We start from the raw sequence: 21,059 nt of genomic DNA on the forward strand, positions 1-21,059 counted from the left end.
CTCAAACCTGCCCTGTCAGTGAAGCGTAGGCGCATCGCCCTGACCCGACTGGTGTCGTGACACCAGCTCGAAATAACAGGTCAGCGTGCACATCCGGACATGCTCTATGACCTGCTCAAACAACGTCGCCTGCTCTTCCAGATCATCCTCATCGTCGATCCCCAGCTGCGCGATATCCTGCAGATCGCCCAATGCTTCCTGCACTGAAGCTGGCAGCTTTTCCTGATTCAGCCCCATCAGACCCAATCCGGACAAGAAACAGTTAACCCATTCACTCAACGCTTCAGCCCGCACCATCAGATCCACATCATCATCTGGCAGCAGCAAAGAAACCTCAAAACCCGTACCCGCTAATTCCGCCGAAGTCATGTCCACCAGGGTTTGCGTCAGCGTTCTGGCATCACCGTCCAGAGATTCGCCATTGTTGGCGTAATCCGAGATCGGACCAATCCAATGCTCGCCAACAGCGGGTAAACCGCCGCACAGCATACCCGTCAGTAATCCGTGTAATTCTGAGGGCGTAACCGCCAGAGACTGACTTTTCAGCGCGGCTTCAACCGCTTCATAAGCCGGCAATTTTACTTCGCTCATGGGCTTTTTCACCTTAATAAGATTGGTGTCAGATGGGTTTGTGATATGCTACCACTAAGGCCGGATTCAGGCTAACCTAAAGCAAAAGGCGATTGATTGAGTCGATATTTTTACTGTCATTCATCGGCTCAACGGCAAAAATAACACCGAACTGATGAAGATTTATCATCTCGCTTGCGGGTCGTTCATGCCGACAGGTCGCATGCTTGCAAGTTAAATGGGCTTTTTCTATATTAGCGGCCGATCTTCGCTTCACGAATTCACAGTGACTGACACGGATACAAAACAGCTATGAGCTCGCAGGCAGTTGAAATTGAAATTTTAGGCCGTACCATTAAGGTAAATTGCCCCGTTGGCCAGGAAACAGCGTTACGTGCAGCCGCGGCGGATTTTGACAATCGCCTGAATGAACTGTCGCAGCGAACCAAAATCTCCAACCCGGAGCAGTTACTGATGTTTACCGGGCTGAACATATGCAGTGAACTGCACAATGAACGAAAAGAATTTAACAGCAATGCCGATTCTTTGTCCGAGCGCATCGGCCAAATAACAGAAACTCTGACTGAGGCATTGCAAAATCAACCGCAACGTTGATAATGGATTGACCCTGGGGTGTGCGTCAGCGAATCGACGTCCCCGAGCCGATAAGCAAAAAACCAGGATTTGCTTTTATTAGCTATTGAGCATGCTCAGCACGACTGAGAAGCCTACGGTTAATGTTGCCGATCCACCTTGAACGTCTGGTTCAAGGGCTACAATTCGCAACGGCACCTTGGGGCACCCCCCTCTTTTTCTATTCTGCTCACAGCCAGCAGTTCTCTCTTTGAGCAGGCGACGACAGGCATAGAATGTTATGGATGCATCTCACAGGCAAAGCCAGACCGGCCAAACAACCCAAACCACACGCCAGCAGCTTCGCCAGCAGGTACGGCTTAAACGTCAGGCACTGACCCCACATCAGCAGGAACAGGCAAGCAAAGCCGTGCTGAGCCGCTTTTGTCAGCTCAGTGAGGTTCGCCAGTCGCAGCATGTGGCGTTATACCTCAACAATGACGGTGAGTTAGATACCGAACCGTTAATCGAATGGCTGTGGCACCAGAACAAGAACGTCTATCTGCCCGTGTTACACCCCTTCAGCAAAGGTCATTTGTTATTTTTGCATTACCGGCCTGAGACGAAAATGCATTGTAACCGCTATGGTATTGCCGAGCCTGTGCTGGATGTCCGTCTTGTTAAACCCGTTCACGAATTGGATCTGATCTGTACTCCTCTTGTCGCTTTTGATGAGCAGGGGCAACGGTTAGGCATGGGTGGCGGATACTATGACCGCACTTTAAGCCAGTGGCACCATAACGGTGCTGGCCCTCGCCCCCTCGGACTGGCCCACGACTGCCAGCAGGTCCGGCATCTGCCGGCAGAAGCCTGGGATGTGCCACTGCCAGCCATTATCACCCCTTCGGCGCATCATCACTGGTAAACATCCAGCTGCCAGTTGCCTAAACAGGGATCTTCATCATGATTTTAACCTGCCAGAGTATCAATGCTCGGCTATAATCAGCGCTCCGCAATCCATAGGCCATCACGAGGAAAAAGCATGACACAGGATGAAATGAAAAAAGCGGCTGGCTGGGCAGCCCTGGACTACGTGACCAAAGACAGCATTGTAGGTGTTGGTACCGGCTCTACCGTCAATCACTTCATCGATGCGCTGGCAACCCGCAAAGAAGAAATCAAAGGTGCTGTGTCCAGCTCTGTGGCATCAACACAGCGACTGGAAGAGATCGGTATTCCGGTATTTGATGCCAATGAAGTGTCTGCGCTGGATATCTACGTGGATGGTGCAGACGAAATCAACCCTGGCTTTGACATGATCAAAGGTGGTGGTGCGGCACTGACACGCGAGAAGATTGTTGCAGCGATTGCCAAAAAATTCATCTGTATTGTCGACAACACCAAAGAAGTCGATGTGCTGGGTGCCTTCCCGCTGCCGGTTGAAGTGATTCCGATGGCGCGCTCCTACATAGGCCGTGAGTTAGTGAAACTGGGCGGCGATCCTGTATACCGTGAGGGTGTCATCACTGATAACGGCAATATCATCTTAGATGTGCACAATCTGAAGATCACCGATGCAAAAGATCTGGAAAATAAGATTAATGCACTGCCAGGTGTGGTCACTGTCGGCCTTTTTGCCCGGCGCGGTGCGGATGTCCTGCTGGTAGGTACTCCTGATGGCGTGAAAACTGTCACTAAATAACAGTTTCAGCGCTATTCATAAGGCTTGATGACTAAACGGCATAATATATGCCGTTTTTTATTATCCATTTCGTAATATTCTCGCCACTTCATCGAAATTTTTGATACTTTAATGTGAACGCAATCGTTTAAGCTCACCAGACGGCAACACAGGATGTACGCCTGTCACCGTGTGACATCACAATGTGCTGTTGCATGAACACGTTATCCTGCCCGCTGTATGGAATACCTGTTGTTTTTAAGGAAAAGGACCATGGCAAAAGTTTCGCTGGATAAAGACAAGATAAAAATTCTGCTGCTGGAAGGCGTTCACCCCTCAGCACTTGAAGTGCTCAAACAAGCCGGCTATGAGAATATCGAGTATCACAAAGGCTCGCTGGCGGGTGATGAACTGCTCGACGCAATCAAAGATGCCCATTTTGTTGGCATTCGCTCCCGCACCCAGCTGACTGCAGAAGTCTTTGATGCAGCCAAAAAGCTGATTGCTGTCGGCTGTTTCTGCATCGGTACCAATCAGGTTGATCTGACTGAAGCCAACCGTCGTGGTATTCCTGTATTTAACGCCCCTTTCTCAAATACCCGCAGTGTGGCTGAACTGGTACTGGGTGAAATCCTGTTGCTGCTGCGCGGCATCCCGGAAAAAAATGCCAAAGCCCACCGGGGTGAATGGCAAAAAACGGCGGATTCCTCTTATGAAGCCCGTGGTAAGAAACTGGGTATCATTGGCTATGGCCACATAGGAACTCAGCTCAGTATTCTGGCCGAAAACCTGGGTATGGATGTGTATTTCTATGACATCGAAAACAAACTGACCTTAGGTAACGCAACCCAGGTTGATTCCCTGAGTGAACTGCTCAATAAATCCGATGTTATCAGTCTGCATGTTCCCGAAACGCTGGACACCCAGAACCTGATGGGTGCTGAAGAGTTCGCGCGCATGAAACCGGGTTCTATCTTCATCAATGCCGCGCGCGGTACCGTCGTCGACATAGATGCACTGTGCAGTGCACTGGAAAGCAAACATCTGGCAGGTGCGGCTATTGACGTCTTCCCGGTCGAGCCAAAAACCAACAAAGATCTGTTCGAGTCACCCCTGACGCGCTTTGATAACGTTATCCTGACGCCGCACATCGGTGGTTCAACTCAGGAAGCCCAGCAAAACATTGGTATCGAAGTAGCGGGCAAAATAGTGAAATACTCAGACAACGGTTCAACCGTGTCAGCCGTTGGCTTCCCTGAAGTCTCATTGCCTGAGCACCGTGGCTGTTCGCGCCTGCTGCACATTCACGAAAACCGCCCGGGTATCCTGAACCAGATCACCACAATTTTCGCCTCTGAAGGCATCAACATTGCCGCTCAGTATCTGCAAACCAGTCCTGAGCTGGGTTATGTGGTGATTGACGTTGAGACCGAGCGTTCTGAAGAAGCACTGAATAAGCTGAAAGCCATCGACGGCACAGTCCGTGCCCGTATTCTGCATTAATTCCGGTACGCCCCTGAAACCAAGAAGCTCACCCTGGGGTGAGCTTCTTTTTGTCTGACGCATGGCGTTATTTTTCCAGACGGAAAACCACTTCCACCCTGTCGCGGAAAGTAATTTCGGCATCCTGATAGGTGGCCTGAGTTTCCATCGCCGCATCCATTTTCATCCGCCCCATCACCGGACGCGGCATAGGATCGAAATAGCGGATATTCCACACGCCTTCGATATCGGTATCAAAACCTTGTGCCAGTGACTTGGCCTTACTCTGCGCATCTTTGATGGCGGCCTGGCGAGCTTGTTCCATGTACTTATCGGCATCGCTGACTTTCAGTTCGATGTTCTGAATCCGGTTGATGCCGTCCCCCAGCGCACTGTCCAGATAAGTATTGAGCTGTTCTAAATCGCGGACAGTCACAGTTACCTGTCGTGAAGCCTGATAACCCACCAGCTCTGGTGGCGCATCATTGCTGCTGTGATACTGCGGATGCAGATAAATATTGGCGCTTTCAATATCCGCCCGTTTCACGCCGCTTTTTTGCAAGCGGTCCATAAAGGCCGTGACAGCTTTATCAGCTGCCTGTTTCGCTTCCTGAGCGGTTTTACGATTCTCTTCGACCGCCACGGTAAACACAGCCATGTCCGGCTGAGCGGTTATTTCACCCACACCTATGGTTTCCAGACGGGGAAAGCTGTCTTCTGCCATTGCCAACGGGCTGACCAGAGTCGCTCCACTTAAACAAACAGCAAGTAAGGTTTTCTTCATAACACCATCCAAATCATAACGTTAGGTTTCAGCCCATTGGCCTTATGCTGATTTTGACACCGGGCAGAGAAAAATTATCCCTGGATCGCAAAAATTTTTGCACATCATTTTATTAATATGCATTGCATCAACAGCGGTATTTACTTATTCCCCTCACTGAGGCAGACGGTGTCTGGCATGGTCAAGCAACTGAGCTGTCACTTCGCTAAAGACACCACTTTCCAGCGCCCAGTGATGCCAGTAAATTCTGCGGGTCAGCATGATACCCGGGGTCAGGTTGACCAACTCGCCGCTTGCCAGTTCTGACTCTATCTGAATTTTAGGGATCAGGCAGTATGCCACTCCCTGAAGCGCCAGTTTGACGAAGGCTTCTGAGGAGCGCACCCTGTGGGTCAGCACGCTGCCACGCGGCAGGTTAAAATGCTGCTGAATGAAGACTTCATGCAAATCGTCATACTGGTCAAATGCCACAGCAGGGGTGCGCATCAGCGCCTCGCGGTTGACACCACCGGCAAAATACCTCGCCTGAAAGTCCGGGCTGGCAACACACAGATAATCCATCCGGCCAAGGTAATCAGACACACAACCAGGCATTGCGGTGGCCTCCATGCTGATGGCCCCGACCACTTCCCCGCTGCGCAGCCTGTCGAGGGTTCGGCTTTCATCTTCCAGCATCAGGTTAATTTCGATGCGGCGCTGTTTGAGCAGCGGACTGAGCGCCGGCAGCAACCAGGTGGCCAGACTGTCGGCATTCGTGGCGATCGACATTTGTAATGGCTGACTTTGCTCGCCAGGGCGGATATCCGGCAGCAACTCCTGCTCCAGCAGGCGAACACGGCGGTACAGGCCCAGCAATTTTTGTCCTGCCGGTGTGGGCCTTGGTGGCTGCTCCCGCACCAGCAGTGGCTGAGCCATGTGCTTCTCCAGCTGTTTTATCCGCTGCGAGACCGCAGACTGAGTAATGCACAGCATTTCTGCCGCCCGTTCAAACCCTCGCTGTGACACCACCGCGTCCAACGCCTGTACCCAGCGATAATCCAGTCCTTCCATGCCCACCCTCATTATTAGGAAGTCTAATAAATCATAAAAATTATTAGATTTACTAAATCATAGCGAGCGATTTAAGCTTTAGCCAGATGTAACCTGTCTAGCCCGTCATTTTCACCACAGAATAAGGACAATATCACCTATGAGCCTATGGCCGTTACTGCAAGGCTTTGGCCTTGGCGCCAGCATGATCATTCCGATTGGCGCTCAAAATGCGTATGTACTCAATCAAGGCATTAAACGTAATCACCATTTAACCACAGCCACTGTATGCAGCCTGCTTGATGTGTTGTTCATCAGTCTGGGCGTATTTGGCGGCGGCGCGCTGCTTTCCAGCAACGAAAACCTGTTGCTGGCCGTGACATTGGGCGGGATCGCTTTTCTGCTGTTTTACGGCAGCCTGTCGCTGAAAAGTGCCTTTAGCCAGACCTCTGAAGAAGAGGCACAAAGGCAAATACTGGCTCGCGGCAGACGGGCCGTGGTTGCCGGCGCGCTGGCTGTTACTGTGCTCAACCCGCACCTGTACCTGGATACCGTTGTTATTCTGGGCTCGATTGGCGGCCAGTTTGAAGGCCAGGACCGTATTGCTTTTGCCATAGGTACAATACTGGCATCGTTCGTTTGGTTCTTTACCTTGTCGATTGCCGCCGCGAAGATGGCACCCACCTTGTCCAAGCCCAAAGTCAAACGCGGCATCGATATTGCCGTTGCCGCCATGATGTTCATTATTGCTGCCCATCTGGCTCATGGCCTGCTGGCACAGTATGTTTTCTAGCTGTCGCGTGATACCGGCCAAAAACAACAATGGAGCCAAACGGCTCCATTGTCATTTCAATTTAGCTGAACATTACTGTTCAACTTTGTTGAGATGCACATCCATTTGCGGAAACGGAATCTCAATCCCTTCTTTATCCAGCTCTTCTTTGATTGCCTGAAGCAAATCAAAGTAAACAGCCCAGTAATCGGCCGTTTTTACCCAGGGACGCACCACAAAATTCACCGAAGAGTCAGCCAGTGCCACCACACCAATGGTTGGCGCAGGCGTTTTCAGCAAACGCGGCTCGGCATCCACAACGCGCTTGAGCACTTCTTTGGTTTTCTTCAGATCCGATTTGTACGAAACCCCGATGACATAATCAATACGACGGGTTTCATGCTTGGAGTAGTTGGTGATAGCTCCGCCGATCACAGCGGCGTTAGGGACAACCACCATTTTATTGTCCGGGGTATTGAGTACAGTCTGAAAGACCTGAATAGATTCGACCGAACCGGCCACACCGGCCACTTCAACATAATCGCCGGATTTAAAAGGACGGAAGGCAACAATCAGCACACCGGCCGCGAAGTTGGACAGCGAGCCCTGCAAGGCCAGGCCGATAGCCAGGCCGGCGGCACCGATAATCGCTACTACAGAAGCCGTTTGTACGCCCACTCGGCTTAACGCTGCAATCAGCACGATCACAAACAGCAGATAACGAACCAGTGACTGCAGGAATTTGACAACTGCTTCATCCATTTGTTTACGACGCAGCATTTTGCCGAATCCGCTCGCCACCCCTTTCGATACCAGGTTACCAATAAACAGGATTAACAAGGCTGAAATCAGGTTAACGCCATACTGGATTAACAGTTCCTGATTATCAATAATCCAGTTACCCGCTTGTTTCACACCATCAGCCAGCTCATTATTGGCAATGGTATCAACCACTTTATCCGTTACACTCTCAGTCATAGCGCTCTCTCTACATTGGGGATGATGCGGTAATGCTCAAGTCCCGTGATACATAACAAACAGAACGAAATTACCCTAACATTAATCACATATCTGAACTCAGATAATTATGATACGACATGCGCAATATTGCCGTCATAACGGTCACAAGCAAGACATTTTTATGCGGCTTAAGGTAACTTTATTCAGCTCTGGCTATTAAACCAAATAAAAAAGCCCGCACTGCGGGCTTTTTACTATCTCATCTGCTCAGAGTGACGAATTACAGCACGTCTACTGCATTCAGATCAGAGAAAGCTTGTTCCAGGCGCTTCACCATAGAATCCTGACCTTTACGCAGCCATACGCGTGGATCATAGTATTTCTTGTTAGGCGCGTCTTCACCGGTTGGGTTACCGATCTGGCCCTGCAGGTAAGCTTCGTTTTCCAGGTAGTATTCACGGATACCGTTCCAGGTTGCCCACTGAGTATCGGTATCGATGTTCATTTTGATCACACCGTAGCCGATAGATTCGCGGATTTCTTCCAGAGAAGAACCTGAACCACCGTGGAATACGAAGTTCAGCGCATTGGACTCAATACCGAATTTCTCAGAGCAATACGCTTGAGAGTCACGCAGGATAGTTGGCGTCAGAACCACGTTACCTGGCTTGTAAACACCGTGTACGTTGCCGAATGACGCTGCGATAGTGAAACGCGGGCTGATAGCATTCAGTTTCTCATAAGCGTACGCCACATCTTCTGGCTGAGTGTACAGAGAAGATTGGTCCAGGTGAGAGTTATCCACACCGTCTTCTTCACCACCGGTACAGCCCAGTTCAATTTCCAGTGTCATGTTCATCTTGCTCATGCGCTCAAGGTACTTGGCACAGATTTCGATGTTTTCTTCCAGCGACTCTTCAGACAGGTCAATCATGTGCGAAGAGAACAGAGGCTTGCCTGTTTCCGCAAAGTGCTTTTCACCGGCATCCAGCAGACCATCGATCCATGGCAGCAGTTTTTTCGCCGCATGGTCAGTGTGCAGGATCACTGGCACACCGTAAGTTTCAGCCACGGCGTGAACATATTTTGCACCGGCAATCGCACCCAGGATCGGGCCGTTCTGACCTTCCAGCTTCAGGCCTTTACCGGCAAAGAAACCTGCACCGCCGTTTGAGAACTGAACAACAACAGGGGCTTTCACTTTCGCGGCAGCTTCAAGCACTGCGTTGATAGAGTCCGTGTTAACCACGTTAACCGCTGGCAGAGCAAATTGGTTTTCTTTTGCTACTGCAAATACTTTCTGTACGTCGTCGCCAGAAATCACACCAGGTTTTACGAAGTCGAAGATCTTAGACATAACAATAGTCCTATTAGCTTTTAGCTTTGTTGTCTGGGTTTAAAGATAAACTCATTGCTAACGTGTGCGGCCAAACGGTTAAAGTTCACGCCACACACAGCGTATTCCAGGCGCAGAGCAAGCCCAGCGCCGCTGTTATCAGGCTTTCGCTCGCTCTTCCAGCATAGCAACTGCCGGCAGTTTTTTGCCTTCCACAAACTCCAGGAACGCACCGCCACCGGTTGAGATGTAAGACACTTTATCTTTAATGCCGTACTTATCAATGGCTGCCAGCGTATCGCCGCCACCGGCAATAGAGAAACCTTCAGAGTCGGCAATTGCTTGCGCGACCACTTCAGTACCTTTACCGAATTGCTCAATCTCGAACACGCCGACCGGGCCGTTCCACAAGATAGTTTTGGCATCTTTGATAATGCGAGCCAGCTCAGCAGCAGAATCCGGACCGATATCCAGCACCATATCGTCTTCTGCAATATCAGAAGCAGACTTAATGGTGGCTTCAGCGGTGTCAGAGAATTCTTTGGCGCAGACCACATCAGTCGCAACCGGCACATTGGTTTGCGCCATCAGTGCTTTGGCTGTATCAACCAAATCGGCTTCGTACAAAGATTTACCGACACCGTGACCTTCAGCTGCAATAAAGGTGTTTGCGATACCGCCACCCACCACAACCTGATCGGCAATCTTAGCCAGCGACTCCAGCACTGTCAGTTTGGTCGACACTTTAGAGCCGCCAACAATCGCCACCATAGGACGAGCCGGATTACCCAGCGCCTTACCCAGAGCGTCCAGTTCCGCAGCCAGCAAAGGACCGGCACAAGCTACAGGGGCAAACATGCCCACACCGTGAGTAGATGCCTGGGCACGGTGAGCCGTACCGAATGCGTCCATCACGAAGACGTCACACAGTGCCGCGTATTGCTTGGACAGCGCTTCGTCATTCTTCTTTTCGCCCACGTTAAAGCGGACGTTTTCCAGCACTACCAGCTCGCCGGCATTCAGCTCCAGACCATTCAGGTAATCTTTCGCCAGCGTTACATCACAATCGAGCGCGTCTTGCAGGTAGTTCACGACAGGCTGCAGAGAGAACTCGTCAGCATATTCACCTTCGGTCGGGCGACCCAGGTGAGAGGTAACCATTACCTTTGCGCCTGCTGCCAGGCATTGCTTGATCGTTGGCAGAGATGCCAGGATACGTGCATCAGAAGTTACTTTACCTGCTTTGACTGGCACGTTCAGATCGGCACGGATCAGCACGCGTTTACCGGCCAGATCCAGATCAGTCATCTTGATTACAGACATGGTTTGTCCTCTCAATAGTCTTACTGTGTAAATGATAAATACGTTCAGCCCTGCGATTTAGCCTGGCTGGGAAATTCAGAAACCTCTTTCAGCTGACCACTGACCTGATGCATCACCAGTGCTGTATCCAGCATACGGTTTGCAAATCCCCATTCGTTGTCGCACCAAATCAGCAATTTCAGCAGATGCTGATTACTGACACGCGTCTGGGTGCCATCAACAATGGCGCTGTGGGGATCATGATTGAAGTCAACAGAAACAAGTGGCGCTGTGGTGTAATCGACAATATCCGTCAATGTACACCTGGCAGCCTCGGCCAGGGCTTGATTTACATCATTAACCGAGACATTAGTCTTCACCGTGACGCTCAGATCCATCGCGGTGACGTTAATTGTAGGAACCCTGACTGAAATCGCCTCAAATTTATCCGCAAATTTAGGAAAAATACGGCCTATACCTAAGTGTAATTTTGTGTCTACCGGAATAATCGACTGACTCGCAGCGCGTGTCCGGCGCAGGTCAGTATGGTAGGCATCGATCACCTGCTGATCATTCATGGCTGAATGAATCGTTGTGATCGTGCCGGATTCAATGCCGAAAGCATCATCAAGCACTTTAATCACAGGAACAATGCAGTTGGTGGTACAGGAACCGTTGGAAACAATGCGGTCTTGAGGTGACAGGCTGTCTTGGTTAACACCGAAGATGATGGTGTTATCTATGTCGTTAGCAGCAGGATGGGAAAACAGGACTTTCTTGGCACCGGCCTGAATATGGGCTTCACCGTCGGCTCGTGAGCCGTACACCCCGGTACAGTCCAGAACAATATCCACTTCCAGATCCCGCCACGGGAGCAATTGGATATCATTGAGATGAAGAATACGAATCGCGTCTTCACTCTGACCATTGGCAATAAACAGATGTTCCTGATCATGGCTGACCTTACGGCCAAAGCGACCATGACTGGAATCATACTGAAGCAGATGGGCCATAGCTTCAGGCTGCGCCAGTTCGTTCACTGCCACGACTTTTATCTGGTGATGTTTGCCGCTTTCATACAAGGCCCGCAGTACACTGCGGCCGATACGGCCAAATCCATTAATTGCGACTCGTAATGTCATATCCGTGCTACGTAAGTGAAAAGCCGCTCTAGTGTATACCAAGCGTTAACGAGATTCATCCTAATTGTGACCCGCCTCACTCCCCAGGATGATTGTCTGTGAGCGTAGCGCAATGCCAGTAAATACGCCCACTGTAACTACATCCTTCCTTATAACAGATATATAAATAGTGCTTTATCGGAATAAACAAAGCTCCCGTCTGGCGTATTTTTTTCATTGTCCGAAATAATTTTTCTGCAACCTATCAATAACAATTGGTCCGAACAGCAAATCGCCGCGGCTCAATCAGGCAATCGCGGCTTAGAAAGCAATACGCGCCGAGACATCAAGAGGCCGGGATGCCTTTCGCAAAGAGAAGAAGGGGCTGTCAACTCACAAAGAAGGTAAATGGTCTGATTTTTTAATATAAACCAGTATTATTCACCAACAAGATTACAAACCACATGATGAAGATAATCGTTTGGCTGACAATTATCTTATTTCCACACATATCTAGTTGTTGATTTTGATCCCATACAAGTTATTATAGCCGTCTAGACGGAGGTAGCTCTATACATACAGACTGATGATTTATCACTCAGACTGCTGAAAATCACACCTCCAATCACCTTTAAAGTTTTTCTAATAGTGAGAATACTCATGGCGAAACACCTGTTTACTTCTGAGTCGGTATCGGAAGGCCATCCAGATAAAATTGCAGACCAGATCTCAGATGCAGTCCTGGATGCGATCTTAGAACAAGACCCGAAAGCACGTGTTGCGTGTGAGACTTACGTAAAAACCGGCATGGTCATGGTCGGTGGTGAAATCACTACCACAGCCTGGGTGGATATCGAAGAGCTGACCCGTCAGACGGTGCGTGAAATTGGTTACGTCCATTCCGACATGGGTTTTGATGCCAACTCTTGTGCCGTACTGAGCGCAATTGGTAAGCAGTCTCCTGATATTAACCAGGGTGTTGACCGCAGCGACCCGAAAGATCTGGGTGCAGGCGATCAGGGCATTATGTTCGGTTACGCCACCAACGAAACTGAAGTACTGATGCCGGCTCCTGTCACTTATGCGCACCGTCTGGTTGAGCGTCAGGCTAAAGTCCGTAAAAACGGCACCCTGCCTTGGCTGCGCCCGGACGCAAAAAGCCAGGTCACCTTTGCCTACGATCAGGGCAAAATCGTGGGTATCGATGCCGTAGTTCTGTCCACTCAGCACTGTGACAGCATTGAGCTTCCTGTGCTGCAAGAAGCTGTGATGGAAGAGATCATCAAGCCGGTTCTGCCGGCAGAGTGGCTCAACAAAGACACCAAATACTTCATCAACCCAACCGGCCGCTTTGTGATCGGTGGTCCAATGGGCGACTGTGGTCTGACTGGCCGTAAAATTATCGTCGATACCTACGGCGGTGCAGCGCGTCACGGCGGTGGTGCCTTCTCGGGTAAAGATCCATCGAAAGTGGATCGCAGTGCGGCCTACGCCGCCCGTTATGTGGCGAAGAACATAGTTGCAGCCGGTCTGGCTGACCGTTGTGAAATCCAGCTGTCGTACGCTATCGGTATTGCCGATCCAACATCCATCATGGTGGAAACTTTTGGTACAGAGAAGGTCTCTCATGATCTGATCGTGGACGCCGTGCGTCACCACTTCGACCTGCGCCCATACGGCCTGATCGAAATGCTGGATCTGCTGCAGCCTATCTACAAGAAAACAGCGGCATACGGTCACTTTGGTCGCGAAGAATTCCCTTGGGAAAAAACCGACAAAGCCGAGCTGTTGCGCGATTACGCCAACATCAAGTAATCGAATCAGCAAAGCTGTGATTCTTACTCATGAAAAAGGAAGCTCAGGCTTCCTTTTTCATGGCTTTTCTTTCTTACTTCCCTCCCCTGTACAGCTCTTTCAGTTTCAGACCACCTATGATCTAAAAGCAGGTCAAGCTGATCACTCTGTTTTAAGAAAAGATAAAAAACTGAAAATAAACATATTTTTTGTTTTTTACTTCCCATATTCCAATCGCTCGGAAAGCTGATCATCTGTGCCTGTACAGCTCCCGGAGGTTTTGACCACCCATGTACTAAAAACTGTCACTGCTGTACAAGACGCATTTCAGGCCCATCGCAGGTAGAAAATCCGCGCCAGACCTTACATACTGAACCCCTTGTTTGTTCACCTTTCAGCATTATGGACTCACTACAGCAAGCCATTATTGATCGTACCCTCGCCTGCCTTCGCCGGGCTGAAAACAAGCTTGGCAAACAGTTTCCTGATCCGGCCATCCGCTTTACCCAGCGCGGTAAAATTGCAGGCAGTGCCCGGATGCAAAGCTGGGAGATCCGCTATAACCCGGTATTACTGGCAGAAAACCCGCACGCTTTCCTGGCCGAAGTGGTTCCCCATGAACTCGCCCATCTGCTCACTTTTGCCATTCACGGCAAAGTGCGCCCACATGGCCCTGAATGGCAAAAAATGATGACTGAGGTGTTCAATGTACCGGCGCGCACCACCCACAGCTTCGATATCTCTTCTGTGAGCGGGCGTACTTTCCCCTACCGCTGCCAGTGCCGGGAGCATCAGCTCACTGTCAGGCGGCATAATAAAATTCTGCGTCAGCAGGCCATCTATCACTGCATGCAATGCCGCCAGCCCTTAACGCCCGTTGCTGGAAATGCGCCGCAGTAATATTGAAAATTTGATTTTTTACACACAGATAACGTGAAACACTTCTAAAAAATTCCGGTACTGATAACATCATCACCCTGTATTCAGTCACCGGAAATCCCATGTTAATCAAGCTGAAAAGGCTCATGACTGTCGCGCTGCTAAGCGTCAGTGCCCTGTCCAATCCCGTATTGGCAGACCCACCGCAAAACTTCTCCAAAGCAAAAAAACTGCTGGTCAACATTTATCAGGATCACAACGAGAGCTTTTACTGCGGCTGCCGGATTGAATGGCAAGGGAAAAAGGGCGTCCCGGACTTAAACAGCTGTGGCTATCAGGTACGCAAGCAGGAGAGGCGTGCCAGCCGGATTGAATGGGAGCACGTGGTGCCGGCCTGGCAGTTTGGCCATCAGCTGCAATGCTGGCAGGATGGCGGGCGTAAAAACTGCCGTAAAGACCCGGTCTTCAGCAAGATGGAAGCCGACATGCATAACCTGACCCCGGCCATTGGCGAAGTGAACGGCGATCGTTCCAACTACAGGTTTACCCCCTGGCGTGAAAATGACGGCGCCTATTACGGTCAGTGTGATATCAAAGTGGATTTCAAAAACCGCCGGGTGGATCCGCCACCCCGTGCCCGAGGAGCCATTGCCCGCACTTATCTTTATATGGAGCAGGAATACCGCTTTCAACTCGCCAAGAGTCAGCGCCAGCTGATGCAGGCCTGGCATAAGAGCTATCCGGTCAGCCCCTGGGAATGCGAAAGGGATCGACGTATTGCCAACATCCAGCACAAGCATAACGGCTTTGTGCTGGAAGCCTGTCGGCAAGCAGGACTTTGATCTAACCACGGCTGAGATCAGGGGCTCTCAGCCGTTTGCCTATGCTTAATGCTTAGTGACGCAGCATCTCGTCCAGGTAACGCTGGCTGTGGTCGGCAACCGGCACCTGTGCCTCACGGCTGAAACGCTCAAATCGGGCCGACATCACAGCAGTCCGCGCCTGGCACCAGCCGTAGCCGTACGGCAGATCCACCGGTATTGAGCTGGCTATCGCTGCAAATTCAGCGCTCAGATCCTGCTGCAACAGACTTTCCGATACCAGCCTGGCGCGCGGTACAACCTCTTTCTGTGCCAGCCGGTTGCGCTGGCCCCAGCCAATGATCAGATCGTCGCAGCTGTAGTTTGCAAAAGCCGGTGAAGACACAAAGGCAACATCAGAGACCGCCCCATATTCCCGCCACATCATGTAAGCTTCAAACAGCATGGCAACATCTTCAGCGCCGGTGTAATAGCCGTAAAAATCGGCGGCACCATCAGCCTCGAACGCCGATCCTGCCTGCTCAGGCGACATGCTGGTTGACGCCGAGGCGCCGCCAAAATAACTCTCTGCCATCAATTGTAAACTGCCTGCTGAAAGCGCATGGGCTTGTCGCAATGATGTCTGAATCCAGTTGCCTGTAATCAGCTTGATGTTTCTGCCTATGCTGGTTGACGCATCCAGCGCACTGAGTTGATCCGGCGGCAGGAAATCATTGGCATGCGCCAGCTCATGGACCAACAGGTTAAACAGTCCCGGCGCGATTTCTGATTTGGTCCGCCAGTAATTGTCATTCACATCAAAGCTATTGCTGTAAGTGACATAACCCCCATTGCTGTACACGTAACGCTGCATAGCCAGAAACGGCAGGGGATCTGCAAACCCGGAGCGGTAATCTTGCTGCTGATAAATATCATTCCATTCCGCCTGATTGCGCCACAGATAACGCGGATCGATATAAATGCCTGCAGTATCTGTGTGATAGAAGGACGGGCGAATATCAAAACTGAGAACAATGACATTAAGCGGTCTGAACAGGTTCAGCACATTCTGGGGTAAATCACGCACCACATCCATAAAACTGTCCCCCATCCAGTGGTGGGACACCAGCAATCGCTGGGCGATGTCATCCGGGGTCAGATCGCCCTGAATGTCATAGCCGAGCGGCGCGATATCCTGCAACTGACAGGACTGCCCCTGCTTATAGATGACAGCACAATCTTCGGCGGCCAGTCCATACGGACTGGTGCTCAGGTACGGTTGCAGGCTGGCCAGCAAAGGATCGCCATCCACATTCAGACCGCGCTCGCCTGACTTACCGTCACCGCCACAGCCCGCCGCCAGCAAGGTTGACATAAGGATCGCCAGCCGGCGGATTCCTTGTGTGATTGTCATTCTTGTTCTGTCCCCTGTTCAATAGCGTCGCTACAAAGCCGGCATTTTAGGGGATACAGAGGTCAACCCCACTGACTTTTTACCGGAGTTATGAGCCGCATCAATGTCGGCTCGTGCAGCTTTTGCGCGAGATAACATTTCAGCGCGGTTCTGCTGTGTTTCAGCGCGCAGTATTCAGCACTGTGCAATGTTCGGTACATTGCCGCCAAGCTTGATATACTGACGCCAGGAATAACCATCAAAGCCAACGAATTTAATACTATGAGAGTGCCACGTATTTTCCATCCTGAGATCCTGCCTGCAAGCGGTAGAGTGCCATTAAGTGACGACGCCGCCAACCATGTCGGCCGCGTGATGCGCATGCAGCCAGGCCAGGAAATTCTGTTGTTCGACGGCAGCAATGCTGAATTCCCGGCTGTCATTACAGAAGCCGGTAAAAAACATGTCGAAGTAGAAATTTCAGCCCGTGTTGAGCACAGTGTGGAGTCCCCTTTGGATCTGCACTTGGGCCAGGTAATTTCCCGCGGCGATAAGATGGAATTCACGATTCAGAAATCCGTCGAGCTGGGCGTTAACAGCATTACGCCGCTGATCTCAGAGCGCTGCGGTGTCAAACTGACTCAGGACAGGTTCGACAAGAAACTGTCACAATGGCAAAAAATCGCCATCAGCGCCTGCGAACAATGCGGCCGCAATGTGGTGCCGGAAATCCGTCCTGTGATGAAACTGGAAGACTGGTGCGCGGAAGAATTTGACGGCCTGAAGTTGAATTTGCACCCAAGAGCCCAATATTCCATAAATACCCTGCCCGCACCGGTGACCCGGGTCCGTCTGCTGATCGGGCCGGAAGGCGGTCTGTCGGAGCAGGAAATCAGTATGACAGAAACGTTCCGGTTCAGCGAAGTGCTGCTGGGTCCCCGGGTTCTCAGAACTGAAACTGCCGCTATGACGGCTATTACTGCGCTACAGGTCCGCTTTGGCGATCTTGGCTAACCAAGGAGAAAAGACATGATCAAATTGGGTATTGTGATGGATCCCATCCAGTCCATTACCATCAAAAAGGATTCCAGCTTTGCGATGATGCTTGAAGCACAGCGTCGCGGCTGGGAAATCCATTATATGGAAATGGCTGATCTGTCTCTGGAGCAAGGCAAAGCGATCGCCCGGACCCGGATCGTCAAACTGCAGGAAGATCCGACCGACTGGTTCAGCTTCCACGGTGAGCAGGAAATCGAACTGAGCGAGCTCGATGCCGTGCTAATGCGTAAAGATCCGCCGTTCGATACCGAGTACATCTACGCCACCTATATTCTGGAACGCGCAGAAGAACAGGGCACCCTGATCGTCAATAAACCCCAGAGCCTGCGTGACTGTAATGAAAAACTCTACACCGCCTGGTTCCCTGAGCTGACACCCACCACCATAGTGACCCGCCGGTCAGATAAGATCCGCGCTTTCCAGCAGGAACACGGCGATATCATTCTCAAACCGCTGGACGGTATGGGCGGCTCGTCGATCTTCCGCGTCAAAGCCGGGGATCCTAACCTGTCGGTGATTATTGAAACCCTGACCAATCACGGTGAATACTACTGTATGGCGCAAACGTTCGTGCCGGACATCAGTAACGGCGACAAGCGCATTCTGGTGGTGGACGGCGAGCCGATGCCTTACTGTCTGGCCCGTATTCCGGCCGAAGGGGAAACCCGCGGCAATCTGGCCGCCGGTGGCCGCGGCGAACCCCGCCCGCTGAGCGAAACTGATCGCAAAATTGCTGAAGCTGTCGCACCGGCACTGAAAGAAAAAGGGCTGATTTTTGTTGGCCTGGATGTGATTGGCGACAAGCTGACTGAAATCAATGTCACCAGCCCGACCTGTATTCGCGAAATTGAAGCGGCGTATGATATTTCGATTACAGGCAAACTGATGGATGCCATAGAACGCCGCCTGAAAACCGCTTGATCCTGATATCCCCCGGACGTGTTGTCTGCTGAAGTTGACAACACGTCATGTTTTCATTTTTAACGGCATCTCTCTCAGACTTACCATTTAGGCCAATTAGTCCTCATACTGTAGTTATGAAAGCCTGTCTGAGGGTGTGTAAGGACTGAACGATGAATCTCACCAATCACTTTCTGGTGGCCATGCCCAGTCTGCAAGATCCGCACTTCAAACGCAGTGTGGTGTATGTGTGCGAGCATAATGACGAAGGCGCGATGGGCATTGTCATTAACTTGCCAATTGATGTGTCTGTCGGCAGCATGCTGGAGCAGATCAAGGTGGAGCGCGACTTGCCACTTGCCCACCCTGCCAGCCTGGAAAAACCTGTCATGATAGGCGGCCCGGTGGCCGGTGACCGGGGATTTATCCTGCACAACAGCAAAGAAGAATACAGCTCCAGCCTTGATCTGACCGAAGAGATCAAGATGACCACATCAACCGATATCCTGCCTTTGCTGGGTACCAAGGATGAGCCGAGTCAATTTCTGGTTGCCCTTGGCTATGCCGGCTGGACCGCCGGTCAGCTGGAGCAGGAACTGGCCGACAATAGCTGGCTGACCATGGAAGCGGATCCCAAGGTCGTGTTTGAAACTCCCATCAATGAACGCTGGGACAAAGCCGTCGCCAAACTGGGTATCCATTCCGCTAACTTATCCACTGAAATAGGACATTCATGAGCACCTCTCGTACAGTACTTGCCTTCGACTTTGGCACCAAAAGCATTGGCGCCGCCATCGGTCAGGAACTGACGGGGACAGCCAATCCCCTTTCGGCCCTCAAAGCCAACGACGGTATTCCCAGCTGGGAAGCGATTGAAAAATTACTGAAAGAATGGCAACCCGACCTGATAGTGGTCGGCCTGCCGCTGGATGTTTACGGCCAGGAGCTGGAAAGTATCACCCCACGCGCCCGCAAATTTGCCAACCGCCTGCACGGCCGGTTCGGATGTCAGGTCGAATTGCATGATGAACGTTTGAGTACGGTCGAAGCGCGCTCAGATCTCTTTGCTCGTGGTGGCTACCGCTCACTCAGCAAAGGTAATGTCGACTCTCAGTCTGCCGTGGTTATTCTCGAAAGCTGGTTCGAACAGCAATACGGTTGATCGCTCGGTACAGCGTTTTTAGTTTTGAGATCATGGCTGACCCAAAGCCCTGAACGATCAACGCTGCCGACAAAAAAAGCCCTGAAAGCAAACGCTTCAGGGCTTTTTGTCACTCAACGTTATCAATCCACTGTGATGGCAAACTTACATCTGCCCGGCCACAAACATCGCAAACGGAATCGCCAGCAGCAAGCTCAGCGCGGTACGGATAAACCAGATCACCACCAGCCGCCCGACACTGAGCGGAATAGAAGTCGACAGAATGCAGGGAATGGAGGCAGAAAAGAACAGCACGCTGGACACACAAATCACGCCCGCCGCCATACGCACCACAAACTCCGCCTCGCGCAGCAGCAAGGCAGGCAGGAACATTTCCGCCAGACCCGATGCCGAGGCCTGCGCCAGTTCTTTCGCGCCATCAATGCCCCACACCGCGGTAAACGGGTAGAACAGATAGCCCAGCCACTCAAACACTGGGGTGTATTTCGCCACCAGCAAACCAATCAGGCCCACAGACATGATGGATGGCAGGATGGAAATGGTCATCACCAGGCCGTCTTTGATGGTAGATAAGACATTGCTGCCCACAGCCGGTGCCTGACGGGCCACATTCATGCCGGTCTGGTAAGCTGTCTGCAGTCGCCCTTCGCTGCCGGCATCAGGTTCAGGATCCGCCACGGATTCATCCATCTGACGTAACGGCGGCAGACGGACAGTAATCGCGGTGACGATGAAAGTGATCACCAGAGTGCCCCAGAAATACAGGTTCCAGACCGACATCAGATCCAGGGTTTTCGCCACTATGATCATAAAAGTGGCCGATACGGTCGAGAAGCCGGTGGCGATGATCGCCGCCTCTTTGGCTGAGTATTGCCCTGATTTGTATACTCTATTGGTGATCAGCAACCCCAGAGAATAACTGCCGACGAATGAGGCAACCGCATCAATCGCAGAGCGCCCCGGTGTACGCCAGATCGGCCGCATCACAGGCTGCACCAGGATGCCAATCAGTTCCAGCAGACCATAACTGACCAGAAACGACAGGAAAACAGCCCCGACAGGAACGATAAGCCCGACCGAGATCACCAGCTTCTCGAACAGAAACGGCAGCATGTCTTTGCTGTGCAGAAACTCTGGCCCAGCCCCTGTTACCGCCATCAGTGCTGCGCCGGCGCCCATGACTTTGAGTACAGAAAAGACTTTATCTGTCAGGCTCTTTGACCATTGGCCGGTAACAAAAGGATAGACAGCACCTATCACTATCATGGCAAAGGCATACCAGGCAACACCGCTCCCCAGCCAGACTTTGATTTGACTAACCAAATGATCCAGCGGGATAGTCGATTTTCCATTCACAGAAATTGGAACGAAAAAGAAAAATATCCCGACAGCACTGAGAAACAGTAAGCGGAAACGTGCCAGTGCATCCGATGCACTGACACGAGACTGAGATTGTTCCATG

Annotated in this window: 21 protein-coding genes and 1 other RNA gene; 13 read left to right on the forward strand and 9 right to left on the reverse strand. The window is 51.3% G+C overall.

Annotated features, from left to right (window positions below):
• Window positions 1-15: 15 nt before the first annotated feature.
• The gene (locus tag H511_RS0118060; protein WP_027253587.1) at window positions 16-591 is read right to left on the reverse strand and encodes a UPF0149 family protein; all 576 of its coding nucleotides are present in this window, start codon (window positions 589-591) and stop codon (window positions 16-18) included.
• A gap of 291 nt (window positions 592-882) precedes the next feature.
• On the opposite strand from H511_RS0118060, the gene H511_RS0118065 reads away from it, so the two are divergent.
• From H511_RS0118065 to serA, 5 genes are all read left to right on the forward strand, one after another.
• Window positions 883-1,185, forward strand: a complete 303-nt coding sequence (locus H511_RS0118065) for a cell division protein ZapA (RefSeq protein ID WP_027253588.1) — start codon at window positions 883-885, stop codon at window positions 1,183-1,185.
• A 7-nt stretch (window positions 1,186-1,192) separates the two neighbouring features.
• A non-coding RNA gene (ssrS, locus tag H511_RS24505) (6S RNA) lies at window positions 1,193-1,374 on the forward strand.
• A 70-nt stretch (window positions 1,375-1,444) separates the two neighbouring features.
• On the forward strand, window positions 1,445-2,068 hold the full coding sequence (locus H511_RS0118070; RefSeq protein ID WP_027253589.1) for a 5-formyltetrahydrofolate cyclo-ligase: 624 nt from the start codon (window positions 1,445-1,447) through the stop codon (window positions 2,066-2,068).
• Between the two features lie 117 nt (window positions 2,069-2,185).
• The gene (gene rpiA, locus H511_RS0118075) at window positions 2,186-2,845 is read left to right on the forward strand and encodes a ribose-5-phosphate isomerase RpiA (RefSeq protein WP_027253590.1); all 660 of its coding nucleotides are present in this window, start codon (window positions 2,186-2,188) and stop codon (window positions 2,843-2,845) included.
• Window positions 2,846-3,097: 252 nt separating this feature from the next.
• A complete protein-coding gene (serA, locus tag H511_RS0118080) occupies window positions 3,098-4,327 on the forward strand; it encodes a phosphoglycerate dehydrogenase (protein ID WP_027253591.1) in 1,230 nt (409 codons plus the stop codon).
• Between the two features lie 67 nt (window positions 4,328-4,394).
• On the opposite strand, the gene H511_RS0118085 is transcribed toward serA, so the two are convergent.
• Window positions 4,395-5,090 carry an oxidative stress defense protein gene (locus H511_RS0118085; RefSeq protein ID WP_027253592.1) on the reverse strand — a complete coding sequence of 232 codons (696 nt, stop codon included), beginning with the start codon at window positions 5,088-5,090 and terminating at the stop codon, window positions 4,395-4,397.
• A gap of 153 nt (window positions 5,091-5,243) precedes the next feature.
• Complete coding sequence (locus H511_RS0118090) at window positions 5,244-6,140, reverse strand: LysR family transcriptional regulator ArgP (RefSeq protein WP_027253593.1); 897 nt, start codon at window positions 6,138-6,140, stop codon at window positions 5,244-5,246.
• A 139-nt stretch (window positions 6,141-6,279) separates the two neighbouring features.
• Here H511_RS0118090 and H511_RS0118095 point away from each other — a divergent pair, with 139 nt between their 5' ends.
• The gene (locus H511_RS0118095; protein ID WP_027253594.1) at window positions 6,280-6,912 is read left to right on the forward strand and encodes a LysE/ArgO family amino acid transporter; all 633 of its coding nucleotides are present in this window, start codon (window positions 6,280-6,282) and stop codon (window positions 6,910-6,912) included.
• A 72-nt stretch (window positions 6,913-6,984) separates the two neighbouring features.
• Here the strand turns inward: H511_RS0118095 and mscS are convergent, their stop codons facing one another.
• From mscS to epd, 4 genes are all read right to left on the reverse strand, one after another.
• The gene (gene mscS / locus H511_RS0118100) at window positions 6,985-7,869 is read right to left on the reverse strand and encodes a small-conductance mechanosensitive channel MscS (protein ID WP_027253595.1); all 885 of its coding nucleotides are present in this window, start codon (window positions 7,867-7,869) and stop codon (window positions 6,985-6,987) included.
• A gap of 262 nt (window positions 7,870-8,131) precedes the next feature.
• Window positions 8,132-9,208 carry a class II fructose-bisphosphate aldolase gene (fbaA, locus tag H511_RS0118105; protein WP_027253596.1) on the reverse strand — a complete coding sequence of 359 codons (1,077 nt, stop codon included), beginning with the start codon at window positions 9,206-9,208 and terminating at the stop codon, window positions 8,132-8,134.
• Window positions 9,209-9,346: 138 nt separating this feature from the next.
• Complete coding sequence (locus H511_RS0118110) at window positions 9,347-10,510, reverse strand: phosphoglycerate kinase (RefSeq protein ID WP_027253597.1); 1,164 nt, start codon at window positions 10,508-10,510, stop codon at window positions 9,347-9,349.
• A 44-nt stretch (window positions 10,511-10,554) separates the two neighbouring features.
• The gene (gene epd / locus H511_RS0118115) at window positions 10,555-11,631 is read right to left on the reverse strand and encodes an erythrose-4-phosphate dehydrogenase (RefSeq protein ID WP_027253598.1); all 1,077 of its coding nucleotides are present in this window, start codon (window positions 11,629-11,631) and stop codon (window positions 10,555-10,557) included.
• Window positions 11,632-12,270: 639 nt separating this feature from the next.
• On the opposite strand from epd, the gene metK reads away from it, so the two are divergent.
• From metK to H511_RS0118135, 3 genes are all read left to right on the forward strand, one after another.
• Complete coding sequence (gene metK, locus H511_RS0118120) at window positions 12,271-13,425, forward strand: methionine adenosyltransferase (RefSeq protein ID WP_027253599.1); 1,155 nt, start codon at window positions 12,271-12,273, stop codon at window positions 13,423-13,425.
• Between the two features lie 381 nt (window positions 13,426-13,806).
• Window positions 13,807-14,304: a SprT family zinc-dependent metalloprotease gene (locus tag H511_RS0118130; protein WP_027253601.1), complete on the forward strand. Its 498-nt coding sequence runs from the start codon at window positions 13,807-13,809 to the stop codon at window positions 14,302-14,304.
• A 101-nt stretch (window positions 14,305-14,405) separates the two neighbouring features.
• Complete coding sequence (locus H511_RS0118135; RefSeq protein ID WP_051288309.1) at window positions 14,406-15,125, forward strand: endonuclease; 720 nt, start codon at window positions 14,406-14,408, stop codon at window positions 15,123-15,125.
• A 52-nt stretch (window positions 15,126-15,177) separates the two neighbouring features.
• Here H511_RS0118135 and H511_RS23755 read toward each other — a convergent pair whose 3' ends face one another.
• Complete coding sequence (locus H511_RS23755) at window positions 15,178-16,497, reverse strand: hypothetical protein (protein WP_036759984.1); 1,320 nt, start codon at window positions 16,495-16,497, stop codon at window positions 15,178-15,180.
• Between the two features lie 261 nt (window positions 16,498-16,758).
• Between H511_RS23755 and rsmE the strand changes: the two genes are divergently transcribed.
• The 4 genes from rsmE to ruvX all read left to right on the forward strand — a co-directional run bounded on the left by rsmE (window position 16,759) and on the right by ruvX (window position 19,597).
• The gene (gene rsmE / locus H511_RS0118145) at window positions 16,759-17,490 is read left to right on the forward strand and encodes a 16S rRNA (uracil(1498)-N(3))-methyltransferase (RefSeq protein ID WP_027253603.1); all 732 of its coding nucleotides are present in this window, start codon (window positions 16,759-16,761) and stop codon (window positions 17,488-17,490) included.
• Between the two features lie 15 nt (window positions 17,491-17,505).
• Window positions 17,506-18,456: a glutathione synthase gene (gshB, locus tag H511_RS0118150; protein WP_027253604.1), complete on the forward strand. Its 951-nt coding sequence runs from the start codon at window positions 17,506-17,508 to the stop codon at window positions 18,454-18,456.
• A gap of 152 nt (window positions 18,457-18,608) precedes the next feature.
• Window positions 18,609-19,172, forward strand: coding sequence for a YqgE/AlgH family protein (locus H511_RS0118155; RefSeq protein ID WP_027253605.1), 564 nt, complete (start codon window positions 18,609-18,611; stop codon window positions 19,170-19,172).
• Window positions 19,169-19,597 (forward strand): Holliday junction resolvase RuvX, encoded by a 429-nt coding sequence (gene ruvX, locus H511_RS0118160; RefSeq protein ID WP_027253606.1) that lies wholly within the window; start codon window positions 19,169-19,171, stop codon window positions 19,595-19,597. Before H511_RS0118155 ends, ruvX begins: the two co-directional genes overlap by 4 nt.
• 144 nt (window positions 19,598-19,741) lie before the next feature.
• On the opposite strand, the gene H511_RS0118165 is transcribed toward ruvX, so the two are convergent.
• Entirely contained in the window at window positions 19,742-21,058 is a 1,317-nt protein-coding gene (locus H511_RS0118165; protein WP_027253607.1) for a YjiH family protein, read from the reverse strand.
• Between the last annotated feature and the right edge of the window lies 1 nt (window position 21,059).

The sequence above is a fragment of the Photobacterium halotolerans DSM 18316 genome (assembly GCF_000425165.1).
GTDB classification, from domain to species: domain Bacteria; phylum Pseudomonadota; class Gammaproteobacteria; order Enterobacterales; family Vibrionaceae; genus Photobacterium; species Photobacterium halotolerans.